20 protein-coding genes are annotated in these 24920 nt (G+C 61.2%); 9 read left to right on the forward strand and 11 right to left on the reverse strand.

What is annotated here, in order from left to right; genetic code table 11:
- Positions 1-3: 3 nt before the first annotated feature.
- From pncB to pncA, 3 genes are read right to left on the reverse strand one after another with little or no spacing between them, the layout of a single operon-like run.
- Positions 4-1293 (reverse strand): nicotinate phosphoribosyltransferase, encoded by a 1290-nt coding sequence (gene pncB / locus B9A11_RS09565; RefSeq protein WP_058248166.1) that lies wholly within the window; start codon positions 1291-1293, stop codon positions 4-6.
- On the reverse strand, positions 1230-3578 hold the full coding sequence (locus tag B9A11_RS09570) for a hybrid sensor histidine kinase/response regulator (RefSeq protein ID WP_058248167.1): 2349 nt from the start codon (positions 3576-3578) through the stop codon (positions 1230-1232). Before B9A11_RS09570 ends, pncB begins: the two co-directional genes overlap by 64 nt.
- Before the next feature lie 59 nt (positions 3579-3637).
- Positions 3638-4231 (reverse strand): bifunctional nicotinamidase/pyrazinamidase, encoded by a 594-nt coding sequence (pncA, locus tag B9A11_RS09575; RefSeq protein WP_058248168.1) that lies wholly within the window; start codon positions 4229-4231, stop codon positions 3638-3640.
- A gap of 125 nt (positions 4232-4356) precedes the next feature.
- Between pncA and trhO the strand changes: the two genes are divergently transcribed.
- Together trhO and B9A11_RS09585 are read left to right on the forward strand one after the other, a co-directional pair.
- The gene (trhO, locus tag B9A11_RS09580; RefSeq protein WP_058248169.1) at positions 4357-5277 is read left to right on the forward strand and encodes an oxygen-dependent tRNA uridine(34) hydroxylase TrhO; all 921 of its coding nucleotides are present in this window, start codon (positions 4357-4359) and stop codon (positions 5275-5277) included.
- Positions 5278-5340: 63 nt separating this feature from the next.
- The gene (locus tag B9A11_RS09585) at positions 5341-6255 is read left to right on the forward strand and encodes a DMT family transporter (RefSeq protein WP_058248170.1); all 915 of its coding nucleotides are present in this window, start codon (positions 5341-5343) and stop codon (positions 6253-6255) included.
- 1 nt (position 6256) lies between these two features.
- Here the strand turns inward: B9A11_RS09585 and B9A11_RS09590 are convergent, their stop codons facing one another.
- Genes B9A11_RS09590 through B9A11_RS09610 form a run of 5 tightly spaced genes read right to left on the reverse strand, consistent with a single transcriptional unit; the run spans position 6257 to position 11769 of the window.
- Entirely contained in the window at positions 6257-7549 is a 1293-nt protein-coding gene (locus B9A11_RS09590; protein WP_058248171.1) for an NAD(P)/FAD-dependent oxidoreductase, read from the reverse strand.
- Positions 7546-8361: an ABC transporter permease gene (locus B9A11_RS09595; RefSeq protein ID WP_058248172.1), complete on the reverse strand. Its 816-nt coding sequence runs from the start codon at positions 8359-8361 to the stop codon at positions 7546-7548. Before B9A11_RS09595 ends, B9A11_RS09590 begins: the two co-directional genes overlap by 4 nt.
- Entirely contained in the window at positions 8358-9248 is an 891-nt protein-coding gene (locus tag B9A11_RS09600; protein WP_058248173.1) for an ABC transporter permease subunit, read from the reverse strand. The genes B9A11_RS09595 and B9A11_RS09600 overlap by 4 nt, the downstream gene beginning before the upstream one ends.
- A gap of 1 nt (position 9249) precedes the next feature.
- Positions 9250-10626, reverse strand: coding sequence for an ABC transporter ATP-binding protein (locus B9A11_RS09605; protein ID WP_058248174.1), 1377 nt, complete (start codon positions 10624-10626; stop codon positions 9250-9252).
- A 57-nt stretch (positions 10627-10683) separates the two neighbouring features.
- Positions 10684-11769 carry a polyamine ABC transporter substrate-binding protein gene (locus B9A11_RS09610; RefSeq protein ID WP_058248175.1) on the reverse strand — a complete coding sequence of 362 codons (1086 nt, stop codon included), beginning with the start codon at positions 11767-11769 and terminating at the stop codon, positions 10684-10686.
- A gap of 149 nt (positions 11770-11918) precedes the next feature.
- On the opposite strand from B9A11_RS09610, the gene B9A11_RS09615 reads away from it, so the two are divergent.
- Positions 11919-12590, forward strand: a complete 672-nt coding sequence (locus tag B9A11_RS09615) for a GntR family transcriptional regulator (RefSeq protein WP_058248176.1) — start codon at positions 11919-11921, stop codon at positions 12588-12590.
- Positions 12591-12763: 173 nt separating this feature from the next.
- Positions 12764-14149 (forward strand): aspartate aminotransferase family protein, encoded by a 1386-nt coding sequence (locus tag B9A11_RS09620; RefSeq protein ID WP_058248177.1) that lies wholly within the window; start codon positions 12764-12766, stop codon positions 14147-14149.
- Positions 14150-14176: 27 nt separating this feature from the next.
- On the opposite strand, the gene B9A11_RS09625 is transcribed toward B9A11_RS09620, so the two are convergent.
- The 3 genes from B9A11_RS09625 to B9A11_RS09635 all read right to left on the reverse strand — a co-directional run bounded on the left by B9A11_RS09625 (position 14177) and on the right by B9A11_RS09635 (position 16437).
- Positions 14177-14551, reverse strand: coding sequence for a rhodanese-like domain-containing protein (locus B9A11_RS09625; protein ID WP_058248178.1), 375 nt, complete (start codon positions 14549-14551; stop codon positions 14177-14179).
- A gap of 10 nt (positions 14552-14561) precedes the next feature.
- Positions 14562-15458 carry an MBL fold metallo-hydrolase gene (locus tag B9A11_RS09630; RefSeq protein ID WP_058248179.1) on the reverse strand — a complete coding sequence of 299 codons (897 nt, stop codon included), beginning with the start codon at positions 15456-15458 and terminating at the stop codon, positions 14562-14564.
- A 61-nt stretch (positions 15459-15519) separates the two neighbouring features.
- Positions 15520-16437 (reverse strand): LysR family transcriptional regulator, encoded by a 918-nt coding sequence (locus B9A11_RS09635; RefSeq protein WP_058248180.1) that lies wholly within the window; start codon positions 16435-16437, stop codon positions 15520-15522.
- Positions 16438-16533: 96 nt separating this feature from the next.
- Here B9A11_RS09635 and B9A11_RS09640 point away from each other — a divergent pair, with 96 nt between their 5' ends.
- From B9A11_RS09640 to aceE, 5 genes are all read left to right on the forward strand, one after another.
- Positions 16534-17760 (forward strand): urate hydroxylase PuuD, encoded by a 1227-nt coding sequence (locus B9A11_RS09640; RefSeq protein ID WP_058248181.1) that lies wholly within the window; start codon positions 16534-16536, stop codon positions 17758-17760.
- A gap of 266 nt (positions 17761-18026) precedes the next feature.
- Positions 18027-19892, forward strand: a complete 1866-nt coding sequence (gene mutL, locus B9A11_RS09645) for a DNA mismatch repair endonuclease MutL (protein ID WP_058248182.1) — start codon at positions 18027-18029, stop codon at positions 19890-19892.
- Positions 19889-21049 (forward strand): DNA recombination protein RmuC, encoded by a 1161-nt coding sequence (locus B9A11_RS09650; protein ID WP_058248183.1) that lies wholly within the window; start codon positions 19889-19891, stop codon positions 21047-21049. The genes mutL and B9A11_RS09650 overlap by 4 nt, the downstream gene beginning before the upstream one ends.
- A 1-nt stretch (position 21050) precedes the next feature.
- Positions 21051-21983 (forward strand): ornithine cyclodeaminase family protein, encoded by a 933-nt coding sequence (locus B9A11_RS09655; RefSeq protein ID WP_058248184.1) that lies wholly within the window; start codon positions 21051-21053, stop codon positions 21981-21983.
- A gap of 266 nt (positions 21984-22249) precedes the next feature.
- The gene (gene aceE, locus B9A11_RS09660; protein ID WP_058248185.1) at positions 22250-24907 is read left to right on the forward strand and encodes a pyruvate dehydrogenase (acetyl-transferring), homodimeric type; all 2658 of its coding nucleotides are present in this window, start codon (positions 22250-22252) and stop codon (positions 24905-24907) included.
- Positions 24908-24920 lie beyond the last annotated feature (13 nt).

A 24920-nucleotide genomic window follows, 5' to 3' on the forward strand; every position in this document is an offset into this window, starting at 1 on the left:
CCTTTAGACGATCACGTCCATCGCGTCTTGCTGGCCCACGTCGAAAACACGCTTGTAGCGGGCGATTTCCTCGGCCGGGCCCATGGCCTTTTTCGGGTTGTCCGACAGTTTGACCGTCGGCCTGCCATTGGCGCTGATCGCCTTGCACACCAATGAAAACGGCGCGAGGCTGTCATTCGGCGCAAGCCCGCGAAAGTCGTTGGTCAGCAAGGTGCCCCAGCCAAAGGACACCCGAACGCGCCCCTTAAACTGCTCATAAAGCTCGATAATCTTGTTCTCGTCCAGCCCGTCAGAGAAAATCACCAGCTTGCGCGTGGGGTCTTCGCCGCGATCTTTCCACCACTGGATGGCGACCTCGGCGGCGGTGGCGGGATCGCCTGAATCGATGCGAATGCCCGTCCAACCCGCCAGCCAATCGGGCGCGCGCTGAAGGAACCCTTCGGTGCCGTAGGTGTCGGGCAGGATGATCCGCAGGTTGCCGCTGTGCTCTTCTTGCCAGTCCTCCAGAACGGTATAGGGGGCCTGGGCCAGTTCGGCATCATTCTGCGCGAGCGCGGCGTAGACCATGGGCAATTCATGCGCGTTGGTGCCGATGGCTTCGAGATCGCGGTTCTTGGCGATCAGGCAGTTCGAGGTGCCGACAAAGGACGGGCCAAGCCGTTCCAGCATCGCCTGCACGCACCAATCCTGCCACAGGAAAGAGTGTCGCCGCCGGGTGCCAAAGTCCGCGATCCGCAGCCCGGGGGTGTTGCGCAGCTTTTCGACCTTTTCCCACAGCTGGGTCATGGCGCGGGCGTACAGCACTTGCAGCTCGAACCGGCCCATATCATGCAAAACCGCGCGACCGCGCATTTCCATCAAAATCGCCAGTGCGGGGATTTCCCACAGCATCACCTCGGGCCATTTGCCTTCGAAGGTCAGTTCGTACTGATCGCCGACGCGCTCAAGGTGATAGGCGGGCAGGCGCAGGTTTTCGAACCACGCCATAAAGTCGGGCCGGAACATCTGGCGCTTGCCGTAAAAGGTGTTGCCGCGCAGCCAGGTGCTTTCGCCGCGGGTCAGCGACAGGCTGCGCACGTGGTCCAGCTGTTCGCGCAACTCGCCTTCGTCGATCAGCTTGGCCAAGGGCACATGCGACGAGCGGTTGATCAGGCTGAAGGTGACGTTGGTGTCGGGCTTGTTGCGAAAGACCGACTGGCACATCAGCAGCTTGTAAAAGTCTGTGTCGATCAGCGATCGGACGATCGGATCGATTTTCCACTTGTGGTTCCAGACGCGTGTGGCGATGTCCAAGGCTCAGTCCCTTCCGCAGCGTTTTGCTGAGATAAGCCAGAATTTGCCAAAGGTAAAAGGGGTTTCTCGTGCAGCGGCGTGCGTGACAGGGCGGCGATCAGCTGTTTACGGCGCACCGGCTTGGTGACAAAATCGTCCATCCCGGCCGCGGCACAGGCCTCTCGGTCCGAGTCAAAGGCGTTCGCGGTCAGCGAGATGATATGTGGTTGCGGCACATCCAAAAGGCGAATGGCGCGGGTCGCGGCCAGTCCGTCAAGCTCGGGCATGGACATGTCCATGAGGATTGCGTCGGGTTGGTGTTCCATCGTCAACTCCACCGCTTCGCGGCCATTCGTGGCCTCGATCAGGGTCACGGGATGGTCCTTGAGAAAGCGCCGGACCAGCATCCGGTTGGTGGCGTTGTCCTCGGCCAAAAGCACGGTCATGTGCTCGGGCATGGCCGGCTCTGCCTCGATGGGTGGGGGTGTGCTCACAACGTCTGGCGCGGCACGGCCTAGCGTCACGGTCAGCCGGAACGCGGTGCCCGGCGTGGGGTCGTCCGGCAACACGACCAGATCCCCTGACATGCGCCGTGCCAAGGCCCGCGAGATCGGCAGGCCCAGACCCGTCCCGCCGAACCGCCGTGTCGTCGCGGCGTCAGCTTGTTGAAATTCTTCGAAAATAAGCGTCTCACGTCCCTTTGGAACGCCGATTCCGGTATCTCTGACGATCACCGTCAGCGCATGCCCCTGATCCGTATCCTGCGCCGAAACATGCACTTTGACCCCGCCGGTTTCAGTGAATTTCACCGCGTTGCCAATGAGATTGATCAGGATTTGCCGCAGGCGCCCCTCGTCGGAAACGGCCACGGCGGGCAGGTCGGTTTCGCGCACGATATCAAGGTACAGCGACTTTTCCCACGCCAAAGGGCGCATCATCTTGACCGCGTCAAAGATGCAGGTTTCTGGCGAAAAGGGCAGCGTTTCAAACACCACCTTGTCGGCGTCGAGCCGCGAGAATTCGAGCACGTCATTGATGATGGTTAGCAGCGATTGCGACGCGGAATGAATCGTGTCGACGTATTCCTTGTTCTCGCCGTGCAGTCCGGCGTCGGTCAACAGGTCCGCCATCCCGATAATGGCGTTCAAAGGCGTGCGGATTTCGTGGCTCATGGTGGCCAAGAACACTGACTTTGATCGCGCACCTTCTTCGGCGCGCAGCTTGGCCTCATCCAGTTCTTTTTCTTTGCGCATCGCCTCGGTGACGTCGCGTTCGATGGAAATCAGCGTCTCGACAGAGCCATCGGGGGCCAAAACCGGCACGCGATTGATATCAAACCAGACTTTCCGCCCGTCTTTGCGATACAGCAGCACCGGCGCCCGCCAAGGCCGCCCCTCGCGCCGCGCATCCATAAAGGCGCGCGCGGTTTCAGGGCAGCTTTCCGGGCCGCTCATCAAGGATTTGGGGTGTCGCCCGACCGCCTCGTCGAAACTATAGCCTGTCAGGCGGGTAAAGGCCTCATTCACCCATGTGATGCGCAGCGACGGGTTGAAAATGATCACCGCATCGTTGGCATGGCTGGCGACCAAGGACAGCTCTCGGGCTTTGCGCTGGCGCTCGGCCAGATCGTGGTTCACCGCGTCGAGATTTGCGGCGGCTTCGGTCAGGGCGCGCTCATTCGTGACGCGCCGCCTCCAGGATCTGACGGAAAAGCTGACAAACGTGTGAGTGAGATAGCCCAGCATCAACACCTCGAAGATATTGATGCTTTGCCGCATTCCGATCCCGCCCGCCGCGATGACTTCGCTGGCGATATAGGTCGCGGCGCACAGGGCGTAGACCGCCAGCTTGGCCTTGGAGGATGGGGGATGGTGGGTCAGCGTAAAGCCCGCATTCACCGCTGCGGCCATCAGGAAACACAGCGCAAGCAGGGCCGCTTCGGCATCCGGGGCGAGGTGCAGGAAAATCTGAACGTTGACGGCAATGGTGATCGCCTGAACCGTCCCGACAATCGTCGCGCGGCGACTAAGGGCATCAAATGGCGCGCCTTTTTTGATCTGCTGCCGCGCATGGCGCAGCGTGAGCAGTTCGAGGAATTCACCGAAAAGCGCCAAGGTCACAGCGGACATCGCCACCTCAGCAGAAACCTCGACCCATAGGAAGTACGCCCCGATCAGTGTCGCGATTTGTCGTAGGCCAAAGTCGCGAATCCGCACACGAGCGTAGCGGTCGAACAGGGCTGCCCGGCCATAGCGCGCCTCGAAGGCGGTCAGATGATGTGCGTCGGGCCGGGAATCGGCAGCCATGCCAAGCCTCTTTCAATCGGCAAAAGGCATAGCGGCCGAGCATTTATAATTGGCAAATATCAGGTCAAAGTGACCCCGGCAGCGCGCATTCCGTCCTGCGCGGCGGCCAGCGATCCGTCCATGTCGATGGCGCGGCACAGGTCCGTGCGCACGGTCACGTCAAAGCCCAGCTTGGCCGCGTCCACCGCGCTGAAATTCACGCAGAAATCCGTTGCAAGGCCAACCATCGTCAGCCGGGAAATGCCGCGCGTGCGCAGGTAGCCTTCGAGCCCCGTCGCCGTTTCATGGTCGTTCTCGAAGAACGCCGAATAGCTGTCGATCTGCGGACGAAAGCCCTTGCGGATGATCAGATCGGCGCGGTCGACTTCGAGATCGGGGTGGAAATTCGCGCCGGGTGAGCCTTGGACGCAGTGATCGGGCCACAACACCTGCGGACCGTAGGGCATTTGCGTCAGGCTGAACGGCTCGGCCCCGTCATGCTGCGAGGCAAAAGAAGAGTGCCCCGCCGGGTGCCAATCCTGCGTCAGGATCACCGCGTCAACCTCGGCCATCAGGGCATTGACCGGCTGTACGATCTGGTCGCCGCCCGCCACGGCCAGCGCGCCCCCCGGGCAGAAATCATTCTGGATGTCGATGACGATCAGCGCGTGCATTTGCGGCTCTCCTTTGCGGGTTTGATCACAGTTAACGCGCAAGGCCGGGCAAAGGTCCAGACCCGCCGCGCCTTGAGACAAGCTGTCCCTTGCAAAGGGCGCTTTTTCGGACGTATCAGACGGGCATGTTTACCGTCTGCGCTCTCTATCATTTCACCCGCTTCGATGACCCGGCTGCCCTGCGCGGCCCGCTGCTCGAGGCGTGTCAGACCCACCAGATCACCGGGACGCTGCTGCTCGCACGTGAGGGGATCAACGGCACCGTGGCAGGGCCGCGCACGGGCATCGACGCTGTTCTGGCGCATATCCAGGCGCTGCCGGGCTGCGCGGACATCGTTTACAAGCTGTCCACCGCCGCCGAGCGCCCCTTTGCCCGGATGAAGGTGCGCCTGAAGAAAGAGATCGTGACCATGGGCCAGCCCGACGTCGATCCGCGCGCCAGCGTCGGGCATTACGTCGAGCCCAAGGACTGGAACGATCTGATCCTGTCGCCCGACGTGGCCGTGATCGACACGCGCAACGATTACGAGGTGGCGATTGGCACCTTCGAGGGCGCCGTGGACCCGCAGACCGACACCTTCCGCGAGTTCCCCGAGTGGTGGGAAAAGAACAAGGACCGCTTTCACAACAAGCGGATCGCCATGTTCTGCACCGGCGGCATTCGCTGCGAGAAGTCGACGAATTACCTGATGAGCCAAGGGGTTGAGGACGTCTATCACCTCAAGGGTGGCATCCTGAAATACCTCGAAGAGGTCCCCGCCGAGGACAGCACGTGGAACGGTGCGTGTTTCGTCTTTGACGGGCGTGTGTCGGTGGAACACGGGCTAAAGGAAGGCCCGCACCAGCTGTGCCACGCCTGCCGTCACCCGATCCTGCCCGAGGACAAGCAGCGCCCCGAGTATGAACACGGCGTGTCCTGCCATCTGTGCATTGATAAGACCTCGGACGAGGACAAAACGCGCTTTCGCGAACGTCAAAAGCAGATCGCCCTCGCGGCAGAGCGCGGCGAACGGCATCTGCACGCCGATGTTCCCGAAGACATGTAAGGTGCATTGACCTTTCTTAATCAGAGGTTCACGGTGGCCCCATCCCAAAGATAGGACCACTCTATGTCCCCGCTGCGTGGTATCGCGCTCAAGATCGCGTCGATCTTGCTGTTTTCCATCATGGCCGCCTTTGTCAAAGCGGGCGTGGCGCATGTGCCCACGGGGCAGGCGGTGTTCTTTCGGTCGGTCTTTGCCATGCCGGTGATCGTCACGTGGCTGGCCCTGCGCGGCGACCTGCGCACTGGCTTTCGTACGCAGCGTCCCATGGGCCATGTCTGGCGTGGGCTGATCGGGGTGACCTCGATGGGCTGCGGGTTCGCGGCGCTGGGCTTGCTGCCCTTGCCCGAAGTGACCGCGCTGGGCTTTGCCGCGCCCTTGCTGACGGTGCTGTTTGCCGCCGTCCTGCTGGGGGAGCGGCTGCGGCTGTTCCGTCTCAGCGCCGTGATGCTGGGCCTTGTAGGCGTCACCGTGGTGCTATGGCCGCGGCTGTCGTTTGACGATCTCAGCGGGCCCGCGACCTTGGGCGTTGCCTTGGTCCTTGGTTCGGCGGTGACCCGCGCCTTGGCGCAAATCCATATCCGGCGGCTGGTCGCGACCGAGGAAACCTCGGCCATCGTGTTCTATTTTTCGCTGACGGCGACGCTGTTTTCACTGGCGACCTTGCCGTTCGGCTGGGTCATGCCCGATGCGTCGGTCTTGGCGATGCTGATCGCGGCGGGGCTGATCGGGGGCGTGGCGCAGATCCTGCTGACCTCGGCCTACAAATACGCCGAGGCGTCGGTGGTCGCGCCGTTCGACTATGCCTCTATCCTGTTCGCGATTGTCATCGGCTGGGTGTTTTTCGAGGAAATTCCGACGGTTATGGTGGTGATTGGATCGGCCATCGTGATGCTGGCGGGATTCTTGATCATTTGGCGGGAACGCCAGCTGGGGATGAAGCGCGGCAAGGCGCGGTCGCTGATGCCCGCCAAGTGGTGATCTACAGGTCCAGCGTCTCCGCCGCGATATAGGCGGGCCGCAGCAAGGCGCGCCTCCACCGCCCGAGGGGAAACCTCTTTGGCTGCACTTTTAGCGCGTCGGGGTAGGGCGTCGGCTGTCCGGTGATCTGCCCCGCCAGCAGGTGCCCCGCATAGCTGCCCATGGCCACGCCGTTGCCGTGAAAGCCCATGGCGGCGAACAGCCCTTCGTGTTTCGGCACTGCGCCGACAAAGGGCACGAGCCCCGCCATCAGGCACACCAGCCCGTCCCACTCGTGGGTGATCGGAACGTCTTTCCACGCGGGGAACAGCGCGGCAAAATCCCTGCGGATTTTGGCGGAAATCGCGGTGCGGGCGCGCGTCGTCGCGGTCAAGCCGCCGCGCATCCCGAACAGGAACCGCCCATCCGGCATCTTTCGGAAATAATGAAGCAATTCGCGGGTGTCATAGGCCATCTGGTCCGACCACCAGCCCTGCGCGTCCTGCTCGGATTGGGTCAGTGCCCGGGTGACGATCACGCTCGATTGCACCGGCAGATAGCGCGCGCGCAGCCAGTCGGGCAGGTCTTCGGACGAATAGCCGTTTGTGGCCAGCACGACACGCTTTGCGCGCACGGTCCCGTTCGGTGTGGTTAACCGCCACGGCGCGCCGTTAACGATTTGCGTGACGGGGCTGCGGGCGAATGTGCGCACGCCCGCCTTGGTCGCCGCTTGCGCCAAACCGGCGTGGTACTTGCGCGGGTTAAGGGCAAAGCCCACGGGGATCGTCATCGCCCCGTGCCATGGCCCGTCCAAGCCTTGGGCGCGTAGGTCGCACTTGTGGATCAGGGTCGGCTCGGCACCATAAAGCGCGGCGATCTCCTTGGCGTCACGCTGCAACGCGGCCCAGCGTCGGGGCTTGTGCGCGAGGATCGTCTCGCCCTGCGAATGGCGGTCCACGACCAACCCATGCTGCCGGATCAGCCCGTCGACAAAGTCCACAGCGGCGCGTTCGGTATGATGCCAACCGATTGCCGCGAGTTTCGCCGCAGACGCCTTGGCCCCGCCCAGACAGCAGAACCCACCGTTGCGGCCCGAAGCCCCATATCCAGCGTGCTCTGCCTCTAGAACCACAACATCCACCCCGGAGCGCGCAAGCTCTAGGGCGCAGGTCAGCCCGGTAAAGCCGCCGCCGATCACCGCCACATCGGCGGACACATCGCCGTTCAGTTGAGGCCAATCCGGGCCGTTTACCGTATCCGCCCAAAAGCACCCACCTTGGGGGCCATACGCGGCGGGCTCGTAGATGCGTTTCACGAGCGCACGGCGGCCTGTTCTTCGCGGGCCTGCCGGACTGCGGCGCGCTTGGTGATCAGCGACGCGGAGATCACGCCGACGGTGACGATGCCAATCAGGATCGTGGACAAAGCGTTAATCTCTGGCGAGACGCCCAGGCGCACGGCGGAAAAGATCTTGATCGGCAGGGTGGTCGCCGACGGCCCCGTAGTAAAGCTCGCGATCACCAGATCGTCCAGCGACAAGGTAAACGCCAGCAGCCAGCCAGAGATCACCGCCGGCGCAATGATTGGCAAGGTCACCAGGCGGAACGCTTCGAAGGGCGATGCGCCAAGATCCAGCGCGGCCTCTTCCAGAGAGGTGTCGAAACTGCTGAGGCGCGAGGACACGACCACCGACACGTAGCACATGGAAAAGGTGGTATGGGCCAGCACGATGGTCAGCACGCCGCGATCCAGCCCGATGCCGATGAACAAGAGCAGCAAGGACAGGCCGGTGATGACTTCGGGCATCACAAGCGGCGCGTAGATCATCCCGGAAAACAGTGTCCGCCCCCGAAAACGTCCAGCGCGCACAAGCACATAGGCCGCCATCGTCCCCAGGATCGTCGCTAGGGTCGAGGACATCAGACCGACCTTGAGCGTGACCAAAGCGGCGTCGAGGAATTCCTCGTTTTGCAGCAGCTCGCCGTACCATTTCGTCGAAAACCCGGCCCAGACGGTGACCAGACGGCTTTCGTTGAAACTGTAGACGACCAGCAGGACCATCGGCAGGTAGAGAAACGCAAACCCCAGCGTCAGCGAGGTCACGTTGAACCACGAAAAACGTCTCATCGGTTGGCCTCGCGTTCTTTTTCTTCGTGCCGCTGGAACAGGACGATGGGGATGATCAGCAGCGCCAAGAGGATCACCGCCACCGCCGACGCAACGGGCCAGTCGGTGTTGGAAAAGAACTCTTCCCACAGCACTTTACCGATCATCAACGTGTCTGAACCGCCCAGCAGAGACGGGATCACGAATTCGCCGATGGCCGGGATGAAAACCAGAAAGCACCCCGCCACGATGCCCCCACGAGACAGGGGGAAAGTGACCAGCCAAAAGGCGGCGAGCCGCGAACAGCCGAGGTCTTCGGCGGCTTCGAGCAGGCTTTCGTCCAGCTTTTCCAGCGCGGCATAGATCGGCAGAACCATGAACGGCAGGTAAGTATAAACAATGCCGATATAAACGGCGGTGTTGGTGTTCATGATCTGTAAAGGTTCGGAAATAATGCCGGTGGCCAGAAGGACTTGGTTCAGGACGCCTTCGTTCGACAGGATCCCCATCCACGAATAGACCCGGATCAAAAAGCTGGTCCAAAACGGCAAGATCACCAGCATCAGCAGCGTCGGACGCCATTCCTGCGGCGCGCGGGCCATCCCGTAGGCCACCGGATAGCCCACAAGCGCGGTCAAAGCCGTGGCGACCAAGGCAATTTTCAGCGAGGACAGGTACGCCTTCCAATACAGCGCGTCGGTGGTCAGAAAGGCGAAATTCTCGAAATCGAGCGCGGCGAAAAAGTCGTGCAACCCGGCCCAGCCTTGGGTCAGGTCAAGCTGCGGCACGTAGGGCGGGCTGGCGTAGGCCACATCGGACAAGGAAATCTTGATCACGATAAGGAAGGGCACAAGGAACAGCGCCAGCAGCCAAAGGTAGGGAACGGCGATCAGGGAAAAGCGGCGCATGTTACGCGTCCTCTTTCAACACCACGCCCGCCGTCGCGGTAAAGCCAAGCCAGACGTCGTCTTCCCAAGTGATGCCACGGCGGGACAGGCGGCGGGTGTTGGCGGCCTGCGCCTTGATCATGGTGCCGCCTTCGATTTCCACGTGATAGGTCGAGATGTTCCCCAGATAGGCGATGTCGATCACCTTGCCCCGCAAGATGTTGGGGTGATCGGGGCGCTCTTTGGAGATGCTGACCTTTTCCGGACGCAGCGCAAGAACCACCTTTTCGCCCGCCAAAGCGGTGTCGCCATTGGCGGCGATCAGCGGGGCTTTACCTGCGGCCCATGTGATGGTCACGCCGCCTTCGGGTACGTCCTGCGGGACGGGGGCGGCCTTGATTTGCTCGGGGGCGGGGGGCGGCAGTTGCTTGAGCGGCTCGGCCTGCGCGCGGCGTTCACCAAGAATCGGCTTGAGCATGTTGTCATGCAGCCAGATGCCAAAAGCGTTGGGCTGCGGCGCCTCTTTGCCGGTGTCCGGAACAGGGTCCGAAGCGGCGGCCGGCGTCGGTTCCGGCGCGGGCTCTGCGACAACCTCGGCGGCCTCAGGGGCGGTTTCGCGCACCGCGGCCTGACCGGGGATCAAGTTCACGTCCCCAATGAAATCAGCAACATAGACAGAGTTAGGCGCTTCGTAGATCACGTCCGGCGTGGCGACCTGAACAATGCGCCCTTCGTCCATCACAGCCACCCGAGAGGCGACGGTCATCGCCTCTTCTTGGTCATGGGTGACGATGATAAAGGTCGTGCCGGTCTTTTCCTGAATGTCCATCAGTTCAAACTGCGTCTCTTCGCGCAGCTTGCGATCGAGCGCGCCCAGCGGTTCATCCAGCAGCAGCAGTTTCGGCGCCTTGGCCAAGGACCGAGCCAAAGCCACGCGTTGCCGCTGGCCACCGGAAATCTGGTGCGGTTTACGTTTGGCGAACTTGGTTAACCGTGTCAGGCGCAGCATTTCCTCGACGCGGGCATTGATCGCATCCTTGTCGCGCGTCTCGCGGCGCAGACCAAAGGCGATGTTGTCCCAAACGGTCAAATGCGGGAACAGCGCGTAGCTCTGGAACATCATGTTGACCGCGCGCTTGTTCGGCGGCACCGCGCCAATGTCTTGACCATTCAGCAGAATTTGCCCCTCGGTGGGGGTCTCGAACCCGGCGAGCATCCGCATCATCGTGGTCTTGCCGCAGCCCGAAGGCCCAAGCAGCGCGAAAAATTCCCGCGCGTAGATATCCAACGTCAGATTGTCGATCGCGGTGAAATCACCAAAACGCTTGGTGACGCCCTTGAATTGGATCAAGGGCTTGGCCTCGGGGTCGGTCCACGGGGCAAATACGGTCTCGGCCATAGGGTCTTCCGGGTCAGGAGGGGGCCCGCGCAACCGGCGCGCGGGCCTGAAATGGGCTTAGGTGCCCGACTTGATCTTGGTCCACAGACGGGTCAGCAGGCGCTGCTCCTTGGGGCCCCAAGGCGTGACGGTGTACAGCTTTTCAAGCGCCGCCTCGTCGGGATAGATCGCGGTGTCGCCGATCACGTCCTCGGCGAGGAATTCCTGCGATGCCTTGTTGCCGTTGGCGTAATAAACATAGTTAGACGCCGCGGCCATGTTCTGGGCATCCATGATGAAATTCAAGAACTTATGCGCCGCGTCGGGGTTCGGCGCATCCACCGGAATCGCCATCTGGTCAAACCACATCAGCGCGCCTTCGGACGGAGCATTATAAGCGACTTCGACGCCGTTTTCCGCTTCGGCCGCGCGATCGCGCGCCTGAAGGATGTCACCGGACCAGCCGAACGCCACGCAGATATCGCCATTGGCGAGCGCGTTGATGTACTCGGACGAGTGGAATTTCGAGATGTAGGGACGGATCGCCGTGAAAATCTCGTCCGCCTTGTCCAGCGCCTCTTGGCTTTTGGCGTCAGGGTCCATGCCCGCATAGGCCAGCGCGGCCGGGATCATCTCGGTCGGAGCATCCAGAACGTAAACGCCGCATTCCGCCAGCTTTTCCATGTTGGCCGGGTCAAAGATCAGATCAAGCGAGCCGATGGGCGCATCCTCGCCAAGGATTTCCTGCACCTTGGGAACGTTCACGCCAATGCCCGTCGTGCCCCACATGTAGTTGATAGAAAAGGCATTTCCGGGATCATAGGTCGCCGTGCGCCCAGAGATCACGTCCCACATATTGTCGATGTTAGGCAGCTTGGACTTGTCCAGTTCCTGGAACGCACCCGCCATGATCTGACGTTGCAGGAAGGTGCCCGTCGGGACCACCACGTCATAGCCCGACCCACCGGCCAGCATCTTGGTTTGCAGCATTTCGTTGCTGTCAAAGACATCATAGATCAGGTCGATGCCGGTCTCTTGCTCAAATTTGGCAAGCAGCTCTTCGTCGATATAGTCGGACCAGTTATACACGCGGACTTCTTCGGCGCTGGCCATCCCAGCCAGCAGCGCGAGGGTCGCGGTCAGGGTAAGTGTCTTGGTCATCATAGGCTCCCGTTGCAGGCGGGGTCTTTTGCCGCCCCGTCCCCGGATTTTGATCATAAGTTGCTTTTGCGGGCAACTCTTGCGATGTTTTCACTTGTGCTCTTGCCGCGCAAGGGCCGACGGTTCACCTAGGGCGTAGCGAGGAAAAAGCGATGAATTCTCAGGCAGACTTGCCGGCTGGTGGGGGCGCAAAGGCGGGGCTTCCGGCGCATGAGCGGACCTATCGGGCGTTGCGCGAGGCGATTCTGTTCGGGGCGTTGGCCCCCGGAGAGCCGGTGACGATCCAAGGTCTGACAGAGCGTTTGGATACCGGGATGACGCCCGTCCGCGAGGCGCTGCGCCGCCTGACCGCAGAGGGTGCATTGCAAGCCATGGGGAACCGCCGGATCGTGGTTCCGGTGCTGGATCAGGGTGCCGTGGACGAGCTGACCGAGGCACGTTTGGCGCTGGAGCCGCGCCTTGCTGCCCGCGCGGCTGCTCGCGCAAACGCTCAGGATGTCAAAGCTTTGAAGGCCATAGATGACCGTTTGGACGCGGCGATTTCGCGCGGCGACGTGGCCGGATACCTGCGTGAGAACCACGCCTTTCACACCCGTCTGAACGCGGTGGCCGACGCGCCGATCCTGACCGCTTTGGTCGATACGCTGTGGTTGCGGTTCGGACCGTCGCTGCGGATCGTCTGCGGGCAGGTCGGCACGCGCAACCTGCCGGACTTGCACAAAGACCTGCTGATCGCGCTGCAACGCCGCGACATTGCCGGGGCATCGGCAGCGATTTCTGGGGATGTGACCCAAGGCATGGATATGATTGCCCAAAGCCTCTGACATTAGGTCACGTCAGCGTGAGGGCGCTCATTTTTCTGGCAAACCTATCGGCGTTTGGCGTGGACCTTAAAGAATTCGATCCCGCCATGCGCCATCATGCCGGAGATCTCGTGATTCGATTGACAGAATGGAATTTGATCATATTCTCGCGGTAACCCAAGCCGGAGGCTAAAATGAACATCCTCACCGCCAACTCCCCGACCGCCGAGCTGCAAGCGCGCGACGCGGCGCACCATATGCACCCGTTCACCACCAATGCCGATTTGGCGTCCAAGGGCGCGCGCGTAATCACCCGCGCCGAAGGATGCTGGCTGACCGATTCCGACGGGCATCGCATCCTCGACGCCATGGCGGGACTGTGGTGTGTGAACGTCGGCTATGGCCGCAAGGAACTGGCCGACGCCGCCGCGCGCCAGATGCAGGAACTGCCCTATTACAACACCTTCTTCCAGACGACCCACGTGCCTGCGCTGAACCTTGCCGCCAAGCTGGCCGAGCTGGCGCCGGGCGATCTTAACCATGTGTTTTTTGCCTGTTCCGGGTCCGAAGCCAACGACACGAACCTGCGGCTGGTGCGCACCTATTGGCAGGAAAAAGGTCAACCAGAGCGGCAGGTTATCATCTCGCGCTGGAACGGCTATCACGGCTCTTCGGTCGGGTCGGGCAGCCTTGGCGGCATGAAGGGGATGCACGCCCAAGGCGGGATGCCGATCCCCGGCATTCACCATATTGACCAGCCGCATTGGTGGGCGGAAGGCGGCGACATGACGCCCGAAGACTTTGGTCTCGCCCGCGCGCAGGAGCTGGAAAAAGCCATCCTTGAAATCGGTCAGGACAAGGTCGCGGCGTTTATCGCCGAGCCGATCCAAGGCGCGGGCGGCGTGATCGTTCCGCCCGAAACCTACTGGCCGGAAATCCAGCGCATTGTCGACAAATACGGCATCCTGCTGATCGCCGACGAGGTGATTTGCGGCTTTGGGCGCACTGGCAAATGGTTTGGCAGTCAGACGCTGGACATCCGCCCCGACATCATGACCATCGCCAAGGGGCTGTCGTCAGGCTACCAGCCCATCGGTGGGTCCATTGTCAGCGACGAGATTGCCAAGGTCATCGACGCCACCGAATTTAACCATGGTTACACCTATTCCGGGCACCCGGTCGCCTGCGCCGTCGCCTTGGAAAACCTGCGGATTCTGGACGAAGAGGGCATCGTGACCCGCGTGCGCACCGAAACTGCGCCCTATCTTAAGGAAAAATTCGAAAGTCTTACCGACCACCCGCTGGTGGGTGAGGCCAAGATCGTTGGGATGATGGGCTCTCTCGCGCTGACGCCGAACAAGGAAACCCGTGCGCCCTTCCAGGCCGAGGCCGGCACCGTGGGCTACATCACGCGCGAGCGCTGCTTTGCCAACAACCTGATCATGCGCCACGTTGGGGACCGGATGATCATCTCGCCACCGCTGGTCATCAGCCGGGATGAGATTGACACGCTGATCGACCGCGCGCGCCTGAGCCTTGATGAGGCGCACGCGCAGATCGAAAAAGCGGGCATCAAATAATTTGGGGGGCACAAAGCCCCCCCTTTTTCATTTCACCATCTGGGGCGCGCCGGTCGCCATATTGGTGCCCATGTAAGGCTTATTCGCGCCTTTCCACGCGCCGAAACCACCCTCCATATGGGCGATGCGGGCAAAGCCTTCTTCGATGCACTTGCGCGCCACTTTTTCGGACCGCACGCCAGAGCCGCAGTGGAACACGATGCGCTTGTCGGACTGTCCCGGCAAGGACGCGCATTCAAGGAACGCCATGGGCAGCAGCAAAGCGCCGGGGATGTGTTCGAACATGTATTCCTGCGGGGTGCGCACGTCGATCAGGACGATTTCCCCTTTGGAATAAGCGGCTTGGACCTCATCCACGGTCCATGTTTCCAGAGTGGATCGGCCGACTTCTTCGGTTTTCATTGGGCGCTCCTTAGAATTTGTTTGCGGGAATCTTATAGTAAGAGTGACCATCGCCCTGGGCCGGTGCAAGCTGTCCGCCGCGCAAATTGTACTGCAAGGCATACAGCATCCGGTCGGGAAGTCTTAACTTGGCGTCGCGGGTGTCGCGCAGCTGGCGAAAATCGGCCTCGGACACACCGCCACCGATGTGCGGGTTGTCCGCTTTATGCTGGGCGACGGTGGCTTCCCATGCGGGGTCTTGGCGGTCTCCGACAGGCGGATAATCGTGACCGACAAACAGGCGCGTCTCGTCCGGCAGAGACAAGATTTTCATCAACGAGGCATAGAGATCGGCGGACGAGCCACCGGGAAAATCCGCCCGCGCCGTGCCGCTGTCCACGTGCATGAAGGTATCGTGAACAAAACCCGCGTCGCCAACCACGTAAGTAATAGACCCTAACGTGTGTCCCGGAGACAGCAGAACCGTTACGTCCATATTGCCGATGGTGAACGTATCGCCGTCGTTGAACAGCCGATCAAAGTCGCTGTCGACGTCGAAAGCATCCGGCAGATTGTAAATCTCGCGCCACAAATCGGCGATCTGGTGGGTCTTGGCGCCAATGGCGTTCGGCGCACCGGTCTGCTGTTTCAACCAGTTGGACGCCATAAAGTGGTCGGCGTGGGGGTGCGTGTCCAGCACCCATTCGACCGTAAGGCCCTGTTCCGTAACGAAATCCAAGACTTCCTGCGCGCTGTCAGTGCGCGTGCGCGCCGCTTGGGGGTCAAAGTCCATTACCACGTCGATCAGCGCCGCTTTGCGCGTCTCGGGGCAGGCGGCGACATACATGATCGACCCGGTGTCCTGATCGTAAAAGCCCGTGACCTCGGGTTTACCTTTGCCGGTGGAGGGGCTTGTTCGGCTGAACATTTTAAGACTCCATTTCCGTTCCATTCGGGTAATGGAATGTTTTAAAGCCCGAAAAGTTCCCTTAACCGTTCAATTCTTCCCGCAGGGCGCTGCGGCAGACATCAATCATATAGTCGCTGAACACGCGCACCTTGGGGTCGCGGTGTTTGCGTGAGGGCGAAAGGCACGCCAGTTGCGCGGGGTAGGGCGGGGTCTGCGCGGCCACGGGCACCAAAGCGCCTGTGGTCAGATACGTTGCGATCTCAAACCGCGGTTTCAACACGATACCGCATCCCGCCAAGGCCCAATCGGTCAGCACATCGCCGTCGTCCGACTCCAAAGGTCCGCTGATCTCGAACCGCCTTGGGCCGTCATCAGTGCGCAGGGTCCATTGAAACTCTTGCGCGCCGGGAAACCGCAGGTTCAGGCAGGCATGACGGTCACGCACCAGCGCTGCGCCATCCTCGGGCATCCCCCGCGCGGCGACATAGGACGGCGCGGCCACCAGCATCCGGGGGCAATCGGCGATCATCCGAACCTTGAGGTCGCTATCCGCCAAAGGCCCGAGATGAAACGCTAAATCCAAACCCTCGGCAGTCACGTCCACCGACCGATCCGACAGCCGCAGGCGCACGTCGATCTCGGGGAACTGGTCACGAAACTTGACCACGGCAGGCGCGATGATCCGCCGCCCAAGGTTCAACGGCGCGGCCACGTAAATGGTGCCGCGCGGGCTTTGCGTGGCCTCCATCACGTTGCCCTCGGCGTCTTCGATTGCCTCAAGAATGCCGCGCGCGCCGTCATAGAACATGCGCCCGTGCTCTGTCGGGTGCAGCGCCCGCGTCGTGCGGTTGAACAAACGCACACCCAAGTGCCGCTCCAGCTCGGCAATCCGCGCGGAGGCCACCGCGGGCGAGGTCCGCTGATCCCGCGCCGCCGCCGACATGCTGCCCAATTCATAGACACGCACGAACATGCGGATGTTGTTCACATAGGCCATGAGCGTTTTTTCTGGTCTGTTTGAAAGTCTCTACGGATTATCAGGGTTATCATTGAAATGCCGCCCCGTATAGCTTGGGCAAAAAGGAGCTTTGCCATGTATGATCTTGCCGCCATGGGCGCTTGGCTGGAATTTGCGGTCCGCTGGCTGCATGTGATCACCGCGATTGCTTGGATCGGGTCTTCGTTTTATTTCATCGCCTTGGACCTTGGTTTGCACCGCGACCGCAATCTGGCGAGCGGCGCGGATGGCGAAGAATGGCAGGTCCACGGCGGCGGGTTTTACCACATCCAGAAGTACCTCGTGGCGCCGTCCTCAATGCCGTCGGATCTGGTGTGGTTCAAATGGGAAAGCTATTGGACGTGGATTTCAGGCTTTGCCCTGCTGACCGTCGTTTACTATTTCGGGGCAGAGTTTTACCTCGTTGACCCGAACGTGGCAGATCTGGCGACGTGGCAGGCTGTGTCGATTTCCATCGCCTCGCTGGTGCTGGGCTGGGTGGTCTACAACACGCTTTGCAAAGTCTTTGTAGCGTCGAACCAGACGGTCTTGATGGTCGCGCTGTTCGTCGTGCTGGTCATCATGGCGTATTTCTACACGTCGGTGTTCTCGGGCCGGGCCGCGATGCTGCATCTCGGGGCGTTTACCGCGACGATCATGACCGGCAACGTGGCGATGATCATCATCCCCAACCAGAAAATCGTGGTGGCTGATCTGATCGCCGGGCGCACCCCCGATGCGCAATACGGCAAGATCGCCAAGCAACGCTCGACCCACAATAACTATCTGACGTTGCCGGTTATTTTCCTGATGTTGTCGAACCACTACCCGCTGGCCTTCGCCACTGAGTACAACTGGATCATTGCCAGCCTCGTGTTCCTGATGGGCGTCACGATCCGCCACTATTTCAACACGATGCACGCGCGCAAAGGCCAGCCGACCTGGACATGGCTCGCGACGGCGATCCTGTTCATCCTGATCATGTGGCTGTCCACGGCACCGATGTTCCGCGCCGATGAGCCAGAAGAGGCGCAGGGCGAAGCGGCTCTGCGCTTTACCCAAGCCGAAGGCTTTGACCACGTTTACGATATCGTGTTGGGGCGGTGTTCCATGTGTCACGCGTCCGAGCCGGGCTGGGATGGCCTCTATTGGGCCCCCAAGGGCGTGCGTCTGGAAACAGAGGCGCAAATCGCGGCGAATGCCCGTGCGATTTACCTTCAGGCCGGTTTGGGGCACGCGATGCCGCCCGCAAACCTGTCATATATGGAAGAGAGCGAGCGCGCCGCGATCCGCGATTGGTACGCTGCGGCGACAGGCTCTTAACGCTTGACCAGCGAGACGGGGCGGAACCACATCTTGGCAAAGGCGTCGCCGTAGGTCGCAGAGATGGTTTCGAACATGATAAGCGGAACAAGCATGGTACAGTCTCCTGAGTGGCTAACAAATTATTAACGCAAGAATGTAACGCTGAGTATGCGACTTTTGTTCATATCTTGCTTTCTGTGGCGGCATGCCTCAGTTTGATGTCTTAACCTTTCGCTGCATTCGACCCGTTTCAGAATCGCGCGTGGCCTGCTAGGTCTAGTGGCATGAATGAACATGCCCCCAATATGCGCCCGACCATCCGTCAGCTGGACGATGCCGCCATTAACCGGATTGCTGCCGGTGAAGTGGTCGAACGGCCTGCCTCTGCGGTCAAGGAACTGGTGGAAAACGCCGTGGACGCGGGGGCGCGCCGTATCGGGCTAGAGATCGCCGACGGGGGCAAAACCTTGATCCGCGTGACCGATGACGGTTGCGGGATGACCAGCGCAGAGCTGCCCTTGGCCTTGTCGCGCCATGCCACGTCCAAGATTGATGGCACCGACCTGCTGGACATTCATTCCTTTGGTTTCCGTGGCGAGGCGCTGCCGTCGCTGGGCGCCGTTGGCCGCTTGATGATCCAAAGCCGGGCGCGCGGGTTCGATGCCGCTGAACTCAGCGTCGAAGGCGGCGTCATGTCCGGCGTCAAACCCTGCGCGCTGAACGCCGGGACAGTGGTCACCCTGCGCGATCTGTTCTACGCGACGCCGGCGCGTCTGAAGTTCCTGCGCACCGACCGGGCCGAAACCCAAGCCATTGGCGATGTTATCAAACGTCTCGCCATGGCCGAGCCTTCGGTGGGCTTTACCCTGCGCGATGTGTCGGGCGGCGGTGATCGCGTGACGTTCAGTGTCGACCCCGAAAGCGGCGATTTGTTCGACGCTCTGCGGGGGCGTTTGGCGCGCGTCATGGGCAAGGAATTCATCGAAAACGCGATCCCGATTGATGCCGAACGCGAAGGTTTTCGCCTGACCGGATATGCCGCTTTGCCGACCTATTCGCGCGGCACCGCCGTGGCGCAGCACCTGTTCGTGAACGGGCGGCCCGTGCGGGACAAGATGCTGATCGGCGCGCTGCGCGGCGCGTACCAGGACTTCCTGTCGCGTGAACGCCACCCCGCCGTGGCGCTGTTTGTCGACTGTGATCCGCATAAGGTCGACGTCAACGTTCACCCCGCGAAATCCGAGGTCCGCTTCCGCGATTCCGGCGTCGTGCGCGGGCTGATTGTGTCTGGTTTGCGCCATGCCTTGGCCGAGGCGGGGCACCGCGCGTCGTCGACCGTGGCCAGCGATACGCTGGGTGCGATGCGGCCCGAACCGATGCAGATGCCGCCGCGCGTTTACCAAATGGATCGCCCGTCGCTGGGCGCGCGCACCGCCGCTTATCAGGCGCAGGCCCCCATGCCGATGCACAGCTCTGCGCCGCAGCAAGGCTTTGCCGACCTCGGTCACACCTACTCGGGCCGGACCTTTGACGAGGTTGTCGAGCAGCCCCAAGAGCAGCCGGTAGAGCACCTTCCGCTGGGCGCGGCGCGCGGCCAAGTGCATGAAAATTATATCATTGCGCAGACCGAGACGGGGATCGTCATCGTCGATCAGCACGCCGCCCACGAACGTCTTGTATATGAAAAGCTCAAGGGGCAGATGGCGCAAAACGGCGTCGCCGCGCAGGCGCTGTTGATCCCCGAAGTGATCGACCTGTCGCCCGACGATTGCAGCCGCATCCTGTCTGTCGCAGACGATCTGACCACCATGGGATTAACCATCGAAGCCTTCGGCGGTGGTGCCATTGCCGTGCGCGAAACCCCTGCGATCCTCGGCGAGGTCAATGCTAAAGCCTTGATTGAAGACATCCTCGATGAGCTGTCCGACCTTGGCGAAAGCCAACTGGTTAAGGAAAAGATCGAAGCGATCCTGTCCCGCGTCGCCTGCCACGGCTCGATCCGCTCGGGCCGCCGGATGCGCGCCGAAGAGATGAACGCACTGCTGCGAGAGATGGAGGCAACGCCCCATTCCGGCCAGTGCAACCACGGCCGCCCCACCTATGTCGAACTGAAACTGTCCGACATCGAACGCCTGTTCGGCCGCACATGATCCAGATCGGAGAGGTTAGTTTATCGCTGAACGATCCGCTGACGCTGGCGGCTTTGGCCCTTGGTGCTTTGGTGCTTTTGCTGCTGCTGATCTCGGCCCGTGCGGCGGCGCGATCCGCGCGTGCGGTGGAACCCTTGGCGCGGCAGATGGGGGCTTTGGGGCAACGCGTGCACGCTTTGGCCGACGGTCAGGAACGGCTGGCGGGCGGTCTGCATCACGTCTCCGAAGCGCAGGCGCACAGCCAAACCGCCATGTTGCAACTGATGGAACAGCGCCTCGCCGAGGTGCAGAACCAGATGACGGAGAACCTGCATGGCTCGGCCCGCCGCACGGCTAAGTCCTTGGGGGAACTGCAAGAACGCCTGCAAGTGATCGACAAGGCGCAGGCCAATATCACCAAGCTGTCCGGCGATGTTCTGTCGCTTCAGGACATCCTGTCGAACAAGCAGACGCGCGGCGCCTTTGGGGAAATCCAGCTGCACGACATTGTGTCCAAGGCACTGCCGTCTGACAGCTACACGCTGCAAGCGACCCTCTCGAACGGGCGGCGCGCGGACTGTCTGATTCACCTGCCCAATCCCCCCGGCCCCATTGTCGTCGATGCGAAATTCCCGCTTGAAGGCTACGAAGCGCTGCGCCGCACCCAGACCCAAGAGCAGCTGAACCGCGCCGCGCAGATGCTGCGGCTGTCGGTGCGCAAGCACATCCGCGACATCGCTGATCGCTATATCTTGCAGGGCGAAACTGCCGACGGCGCGCTGATGTTCCTGCCGTCCGAAGCGGTCTACGCCGAGCTGCACGCGAACTTTCCCGAATTGGTGCGTGAAGGGTTTGATCGCCGCGTCTGGATCGTCTCGCCCACGACCTGCATGGCAACCCTGAACACCATGCGCGCGGTGCTGAAAGACGCGCGGATGCGCGAGCAGGCGGGCGCGATCCGGCGCGAGTTACACTTGCTTTACGCCGACGTGGATCGTCTGGGAACGCGGGTCGCGAACCTTGATCGGCACTTTGCGCAGGCGTCCAAGGATATCGAAGACATCAAGATCAGCGCTGACAAGGCTGGCAAGCGCGCCCGCCGTTTGGACAACTTTGACTTTGAGGAGATGGCAGGCGAAGCTGCGCCGACGGTGCCCCTGACCAACCCCGGAGACTGACATGCCCTTTGCGCCCCAGATCCTAAGCGATGATGCCCTGAAATCCTTGGGCGTCGGCCCGAGGGATGTGGTCCGAGCCATTGAAAAAGCGGTGATGGACAAGGCTGAAGGGCGGCTGATCACCACCCCGAAATCGGTGATCCAACCGGGCGATGGGCGGTATATGATGACGACGCTCGCGACCGGGCAGGGGCCGGATTTGACGGTGGTCAAAGCGGTTACAGTCTGTCCCGAGAACCCCGCGCGCGGCCTTCCGTCGATCACAGGGGCGATCATGGTGCTGGACGGGCAGACCGGCGAATGCCTTGCGCTGATGGACGCCGAATGGATCACCGGGGTGCGCACAGCGGGGCTGTCGGCGGTTGCGGCGCTGCGTTTGGCCGATCCGCAGGCGTCACAGATCAGCTTTGTTGGCACGGGGGTGCAGGCCCGCTCGCATCTGGCGCTGTTCGCCGGGCTGTTCCCCTTGCGAAAAATTCGCGTGCACGGACGCGGGCAGTCGAACATAGATCTGTTGTGCGCGATGGCAGAGGACATGGGCCTGGAGGCCACTGTTTGTGACTCGCCCCAAGAGGCGCTGGACGCCGATATCGTCGTCTCCTCGATCACAATCACCTATTGCGGCGCGCCGTTTCTGGACGCGCGGCGGATGCGGCCCGGTGCTCTGGCGATCATCACGGACGTCGCAAAACCGTGGATGCCCGAGGGGCTGTCCGCCTTTGACACGGTGGTCGTGGACGACCGCGCCCAAGAAGAGGCCATGCCCACGCCTGTCGTGCCGTTAACCCAAATTACCGGCGATTTGACCGATCTTGTGGCGCGCGGGGTGCCTGTTTCGGCGGGGCCGCGCGCATTCATGTTCCGGGGAATCGCTGCGGGCGATTACGCTTTGGCGGCGCGTTTGTGGACAGCCTGCATGGATCGCCCTAGCTGATACACCAAGGCGCGGGTAACAAACTTGCGCGCCAGATGCCTCCTGTGAGGTATTGTTTAATATTGAACCATTGGTATGCGCGCTGCGCATGAAAGCTATGCGTTTGGGCGTCTGCCTCTGAATTGTGCGCACTGGTACACCAATGACAAGCTTAGCCGAGCCTGGGGAGGAGATCGGTGAACAGTGATCTTCCCCTCGCTCCAACGTCAATGGTTTAGCTTTAAACCAATTAGCGCCATATGGCGCAGACCAAGGGAAGAGGGCATATGAAGAATACCCCCCAAGACATCGACCCGGTCGAAAGCCAGGAATGGCAGGACGCCGTCGAAGACATCATTCAGCGCGATGGCGCGGATCGGGCGCATTTCCTGCTTGATAAAGCGATCCAACAGGCCCGTGCCGCCGGGGCGCGTTTGCCGTTTTCCTCGACCACGCCGTATCAGAACACGATCCAGCCGGATGACGAAGTCGACATGCCCGGCGACAGCGAGATGGAATGGCGCATCCGCACCATTAACCGTTGGAACGCCATGGCAACCGTGGTTAAGCGCAACAAGGAATCCTCCGAATACGGTGGGCACATTGCGTCCTTCGCCTCGTCCGCCGCGCTGTATGACGTGGGTCTTAACCATTTTTGGCGCAGCAAATCCGCGATCCACGGCGGCGATCTGGTGTTTTTTCAGGGCCACGTGATCCCCGGCATTTACGCGCGCTCCTTTATGGAAGGGCGGATCAGCGAAGAAGAGCTGAAGAACTTCCGCTCCGAGGTCGCCGGCGGCGGGCTGTCGTCCTATCCGCACCCGTGGCTGATGCCCGAGTACTGGCAATTCCCGACCGTTTCGATGGGTCTTGGCCCGCTGATGGCGATCTATCAGGCGCGCTTCATGAAGTACCTCGAAAATCGTGGGCTGATTGAAAAGCAGGACCGCAAGGTTTGGGCCTTCCTCGGTGACGGCGAAATGGACGAACCCGAAAGCCTCGGCGCGATCCATCTGGCGGCGCGCGAAGGGCTGGATAACCTGATCTTCGTGGTTAACTGCAACCTCCAGCGTCTCGACGGACCGGTGCGCGGCAACTCGAAAATCGTTCAGGAACTCGAAGGCAACTTCCGCGGCTCGGGCTGGGACGTTATCAAGCTGCTTTGGGGCAAGGGCTGGGATCAACTGCTGGAACAGGACACCTCTGGCAAGCTGCGCCAACTGATGGATGAGACCATCGACGGCGACTACCAGACGTTCAAATCCAAGGATGGTGCGTACATCCGCAAGCACTTCTTTGGCAAATATCCCGAGACAGCCGAGCTGGTCAAAGACTGGACCGACGATCAAATCTGGGCGCTGCGTCGTGGCGGACACGACCCGAAAAAGGTCTACAACGCCTTTAAACGCGCGACCGAGGCCGAAGGCCAACCCACTGTTATCCTTGTGAAAACCGTCAAGGGTTACGGCATGGGCACCGCCGGTGAGGGGCAGAACACCACCCACCAGCAAAAGAAGATGCAGCTCGATCAGCTCAAGGCGATGCGCGACCGGTTCCAGATTCCTGTGACCGACGAAGAGCTGGACAAGGACATTCCCTTTGTCAGCCTGAACAACGCGCAAAAGGCCTATCTGGCCGAGCGGCGCAAGGATCTGGGCGGCTCTTTCCCCAAGCGCGAAACCCAAAGCGAAAAGCTGGAAATCCCCGAGCTGGAGGCCTTTAAAAAGGAGCTTCAGTCGACGGGTGACCGCGAAATCTCGACCACCATGGCGTTTGTTCGCGTGCTGACGACCCTGCTGCGCGACAAGAAAATTGGTAAACGCGTGGTCCCGATCGTCCCGGATGAATCGCGGACTTTCGGCATGGAAGGTCTGTTCCGCAGCGTCGGGATCTACAACCCGCTCGGGCAGAATTACACGCCCGAAGACCGCGAACAGATGATGTACTACAAGGAAAGCAAGGACGGTCAGGTCTTGCAGGAAGGCATCAACGAAGCGGGTGCGATGGCCGATTGGATCGCCGCTGCGACGGCCTATTCCAACCACGGCGTGCCGATGATCCCCTTCTACATCTACTATTCGATGTTCGGGTTCCAGCGGATCGGCGACCTTGCCTGGGCCGCGGGCGATAGCCGCGCGCGTGGCTTCATGCTGGGTGGCACCGCCGGACGGACCACGCTGAACGGCGAAGGGTTGCAGCACGAAGACGGCCACAGCCATATTCTGGCGGGGACGATCCCGAACTGCATCAGCTATGATCCGACCTTTAGCTACGAGGTCGCGACCATCGTTCAGCACGGCATGAAGCGGATGTTCGTCGATCAAGAGGACGTGTTCTTTTACCTAACCTTGATGAACGAAAACTATCAGCATCCCGAGATGCCGATGGGCGCCGAAGAGGGCATCATCAAGGGTCTCTACCGCATGTCCAAAACGGCTAAGCCTGCGAAAAAGCACGTAAACTTGATGGGGTCGGGCACGATCCTTGTGCAGGCGATCAAGGCCGCGGAAATGCTGAAAGAGGATTTCGGCGTGAGCTCTGATATCTGGTCGGCGACGTCCTTTAACGAATTGGCGCGCGACTGTCAGGATGTGTTCCGCCACAACCGCCTGAACCCCTTCGCCGAGCAAAAGACGTCTTACGTGGCGCAGTTGCTTGACGGGGTCAAAGGTCCGTTCATCGCGGCGACCGATTATATGAAGAACTACGCTGAGCAGATTCGTGCTTGTGTGCCAGGGCGTTACACGGTGCTGGGCACCGACGGCTTTGGCCGCTCGGACAGCCGTGTGAACCTGCGCCGGTTCTTTGAGGTGGATGCGAACCACATCGCGGGGGCCGCGATGGTGGACCTATGGCGCGAAGGTCTGGTCAGCGACAAGGACCTCGAAAAAGCTATGAACAAATATGACATCGACGGCGGCAAGCCGAACCCGCGGCTCGTGTGACCGGGGACAGGAG

Source organism: Tropicibacter naphthalenivorans, assembly GCF_900176475.1.
Lineage (GTDB): Bacteria > Pseudomonadota > Alphaproteobacteria > Rhodobacterales > Rhodobacteraceae > Tropicibacter > Tropicibacter naphthalenivorans.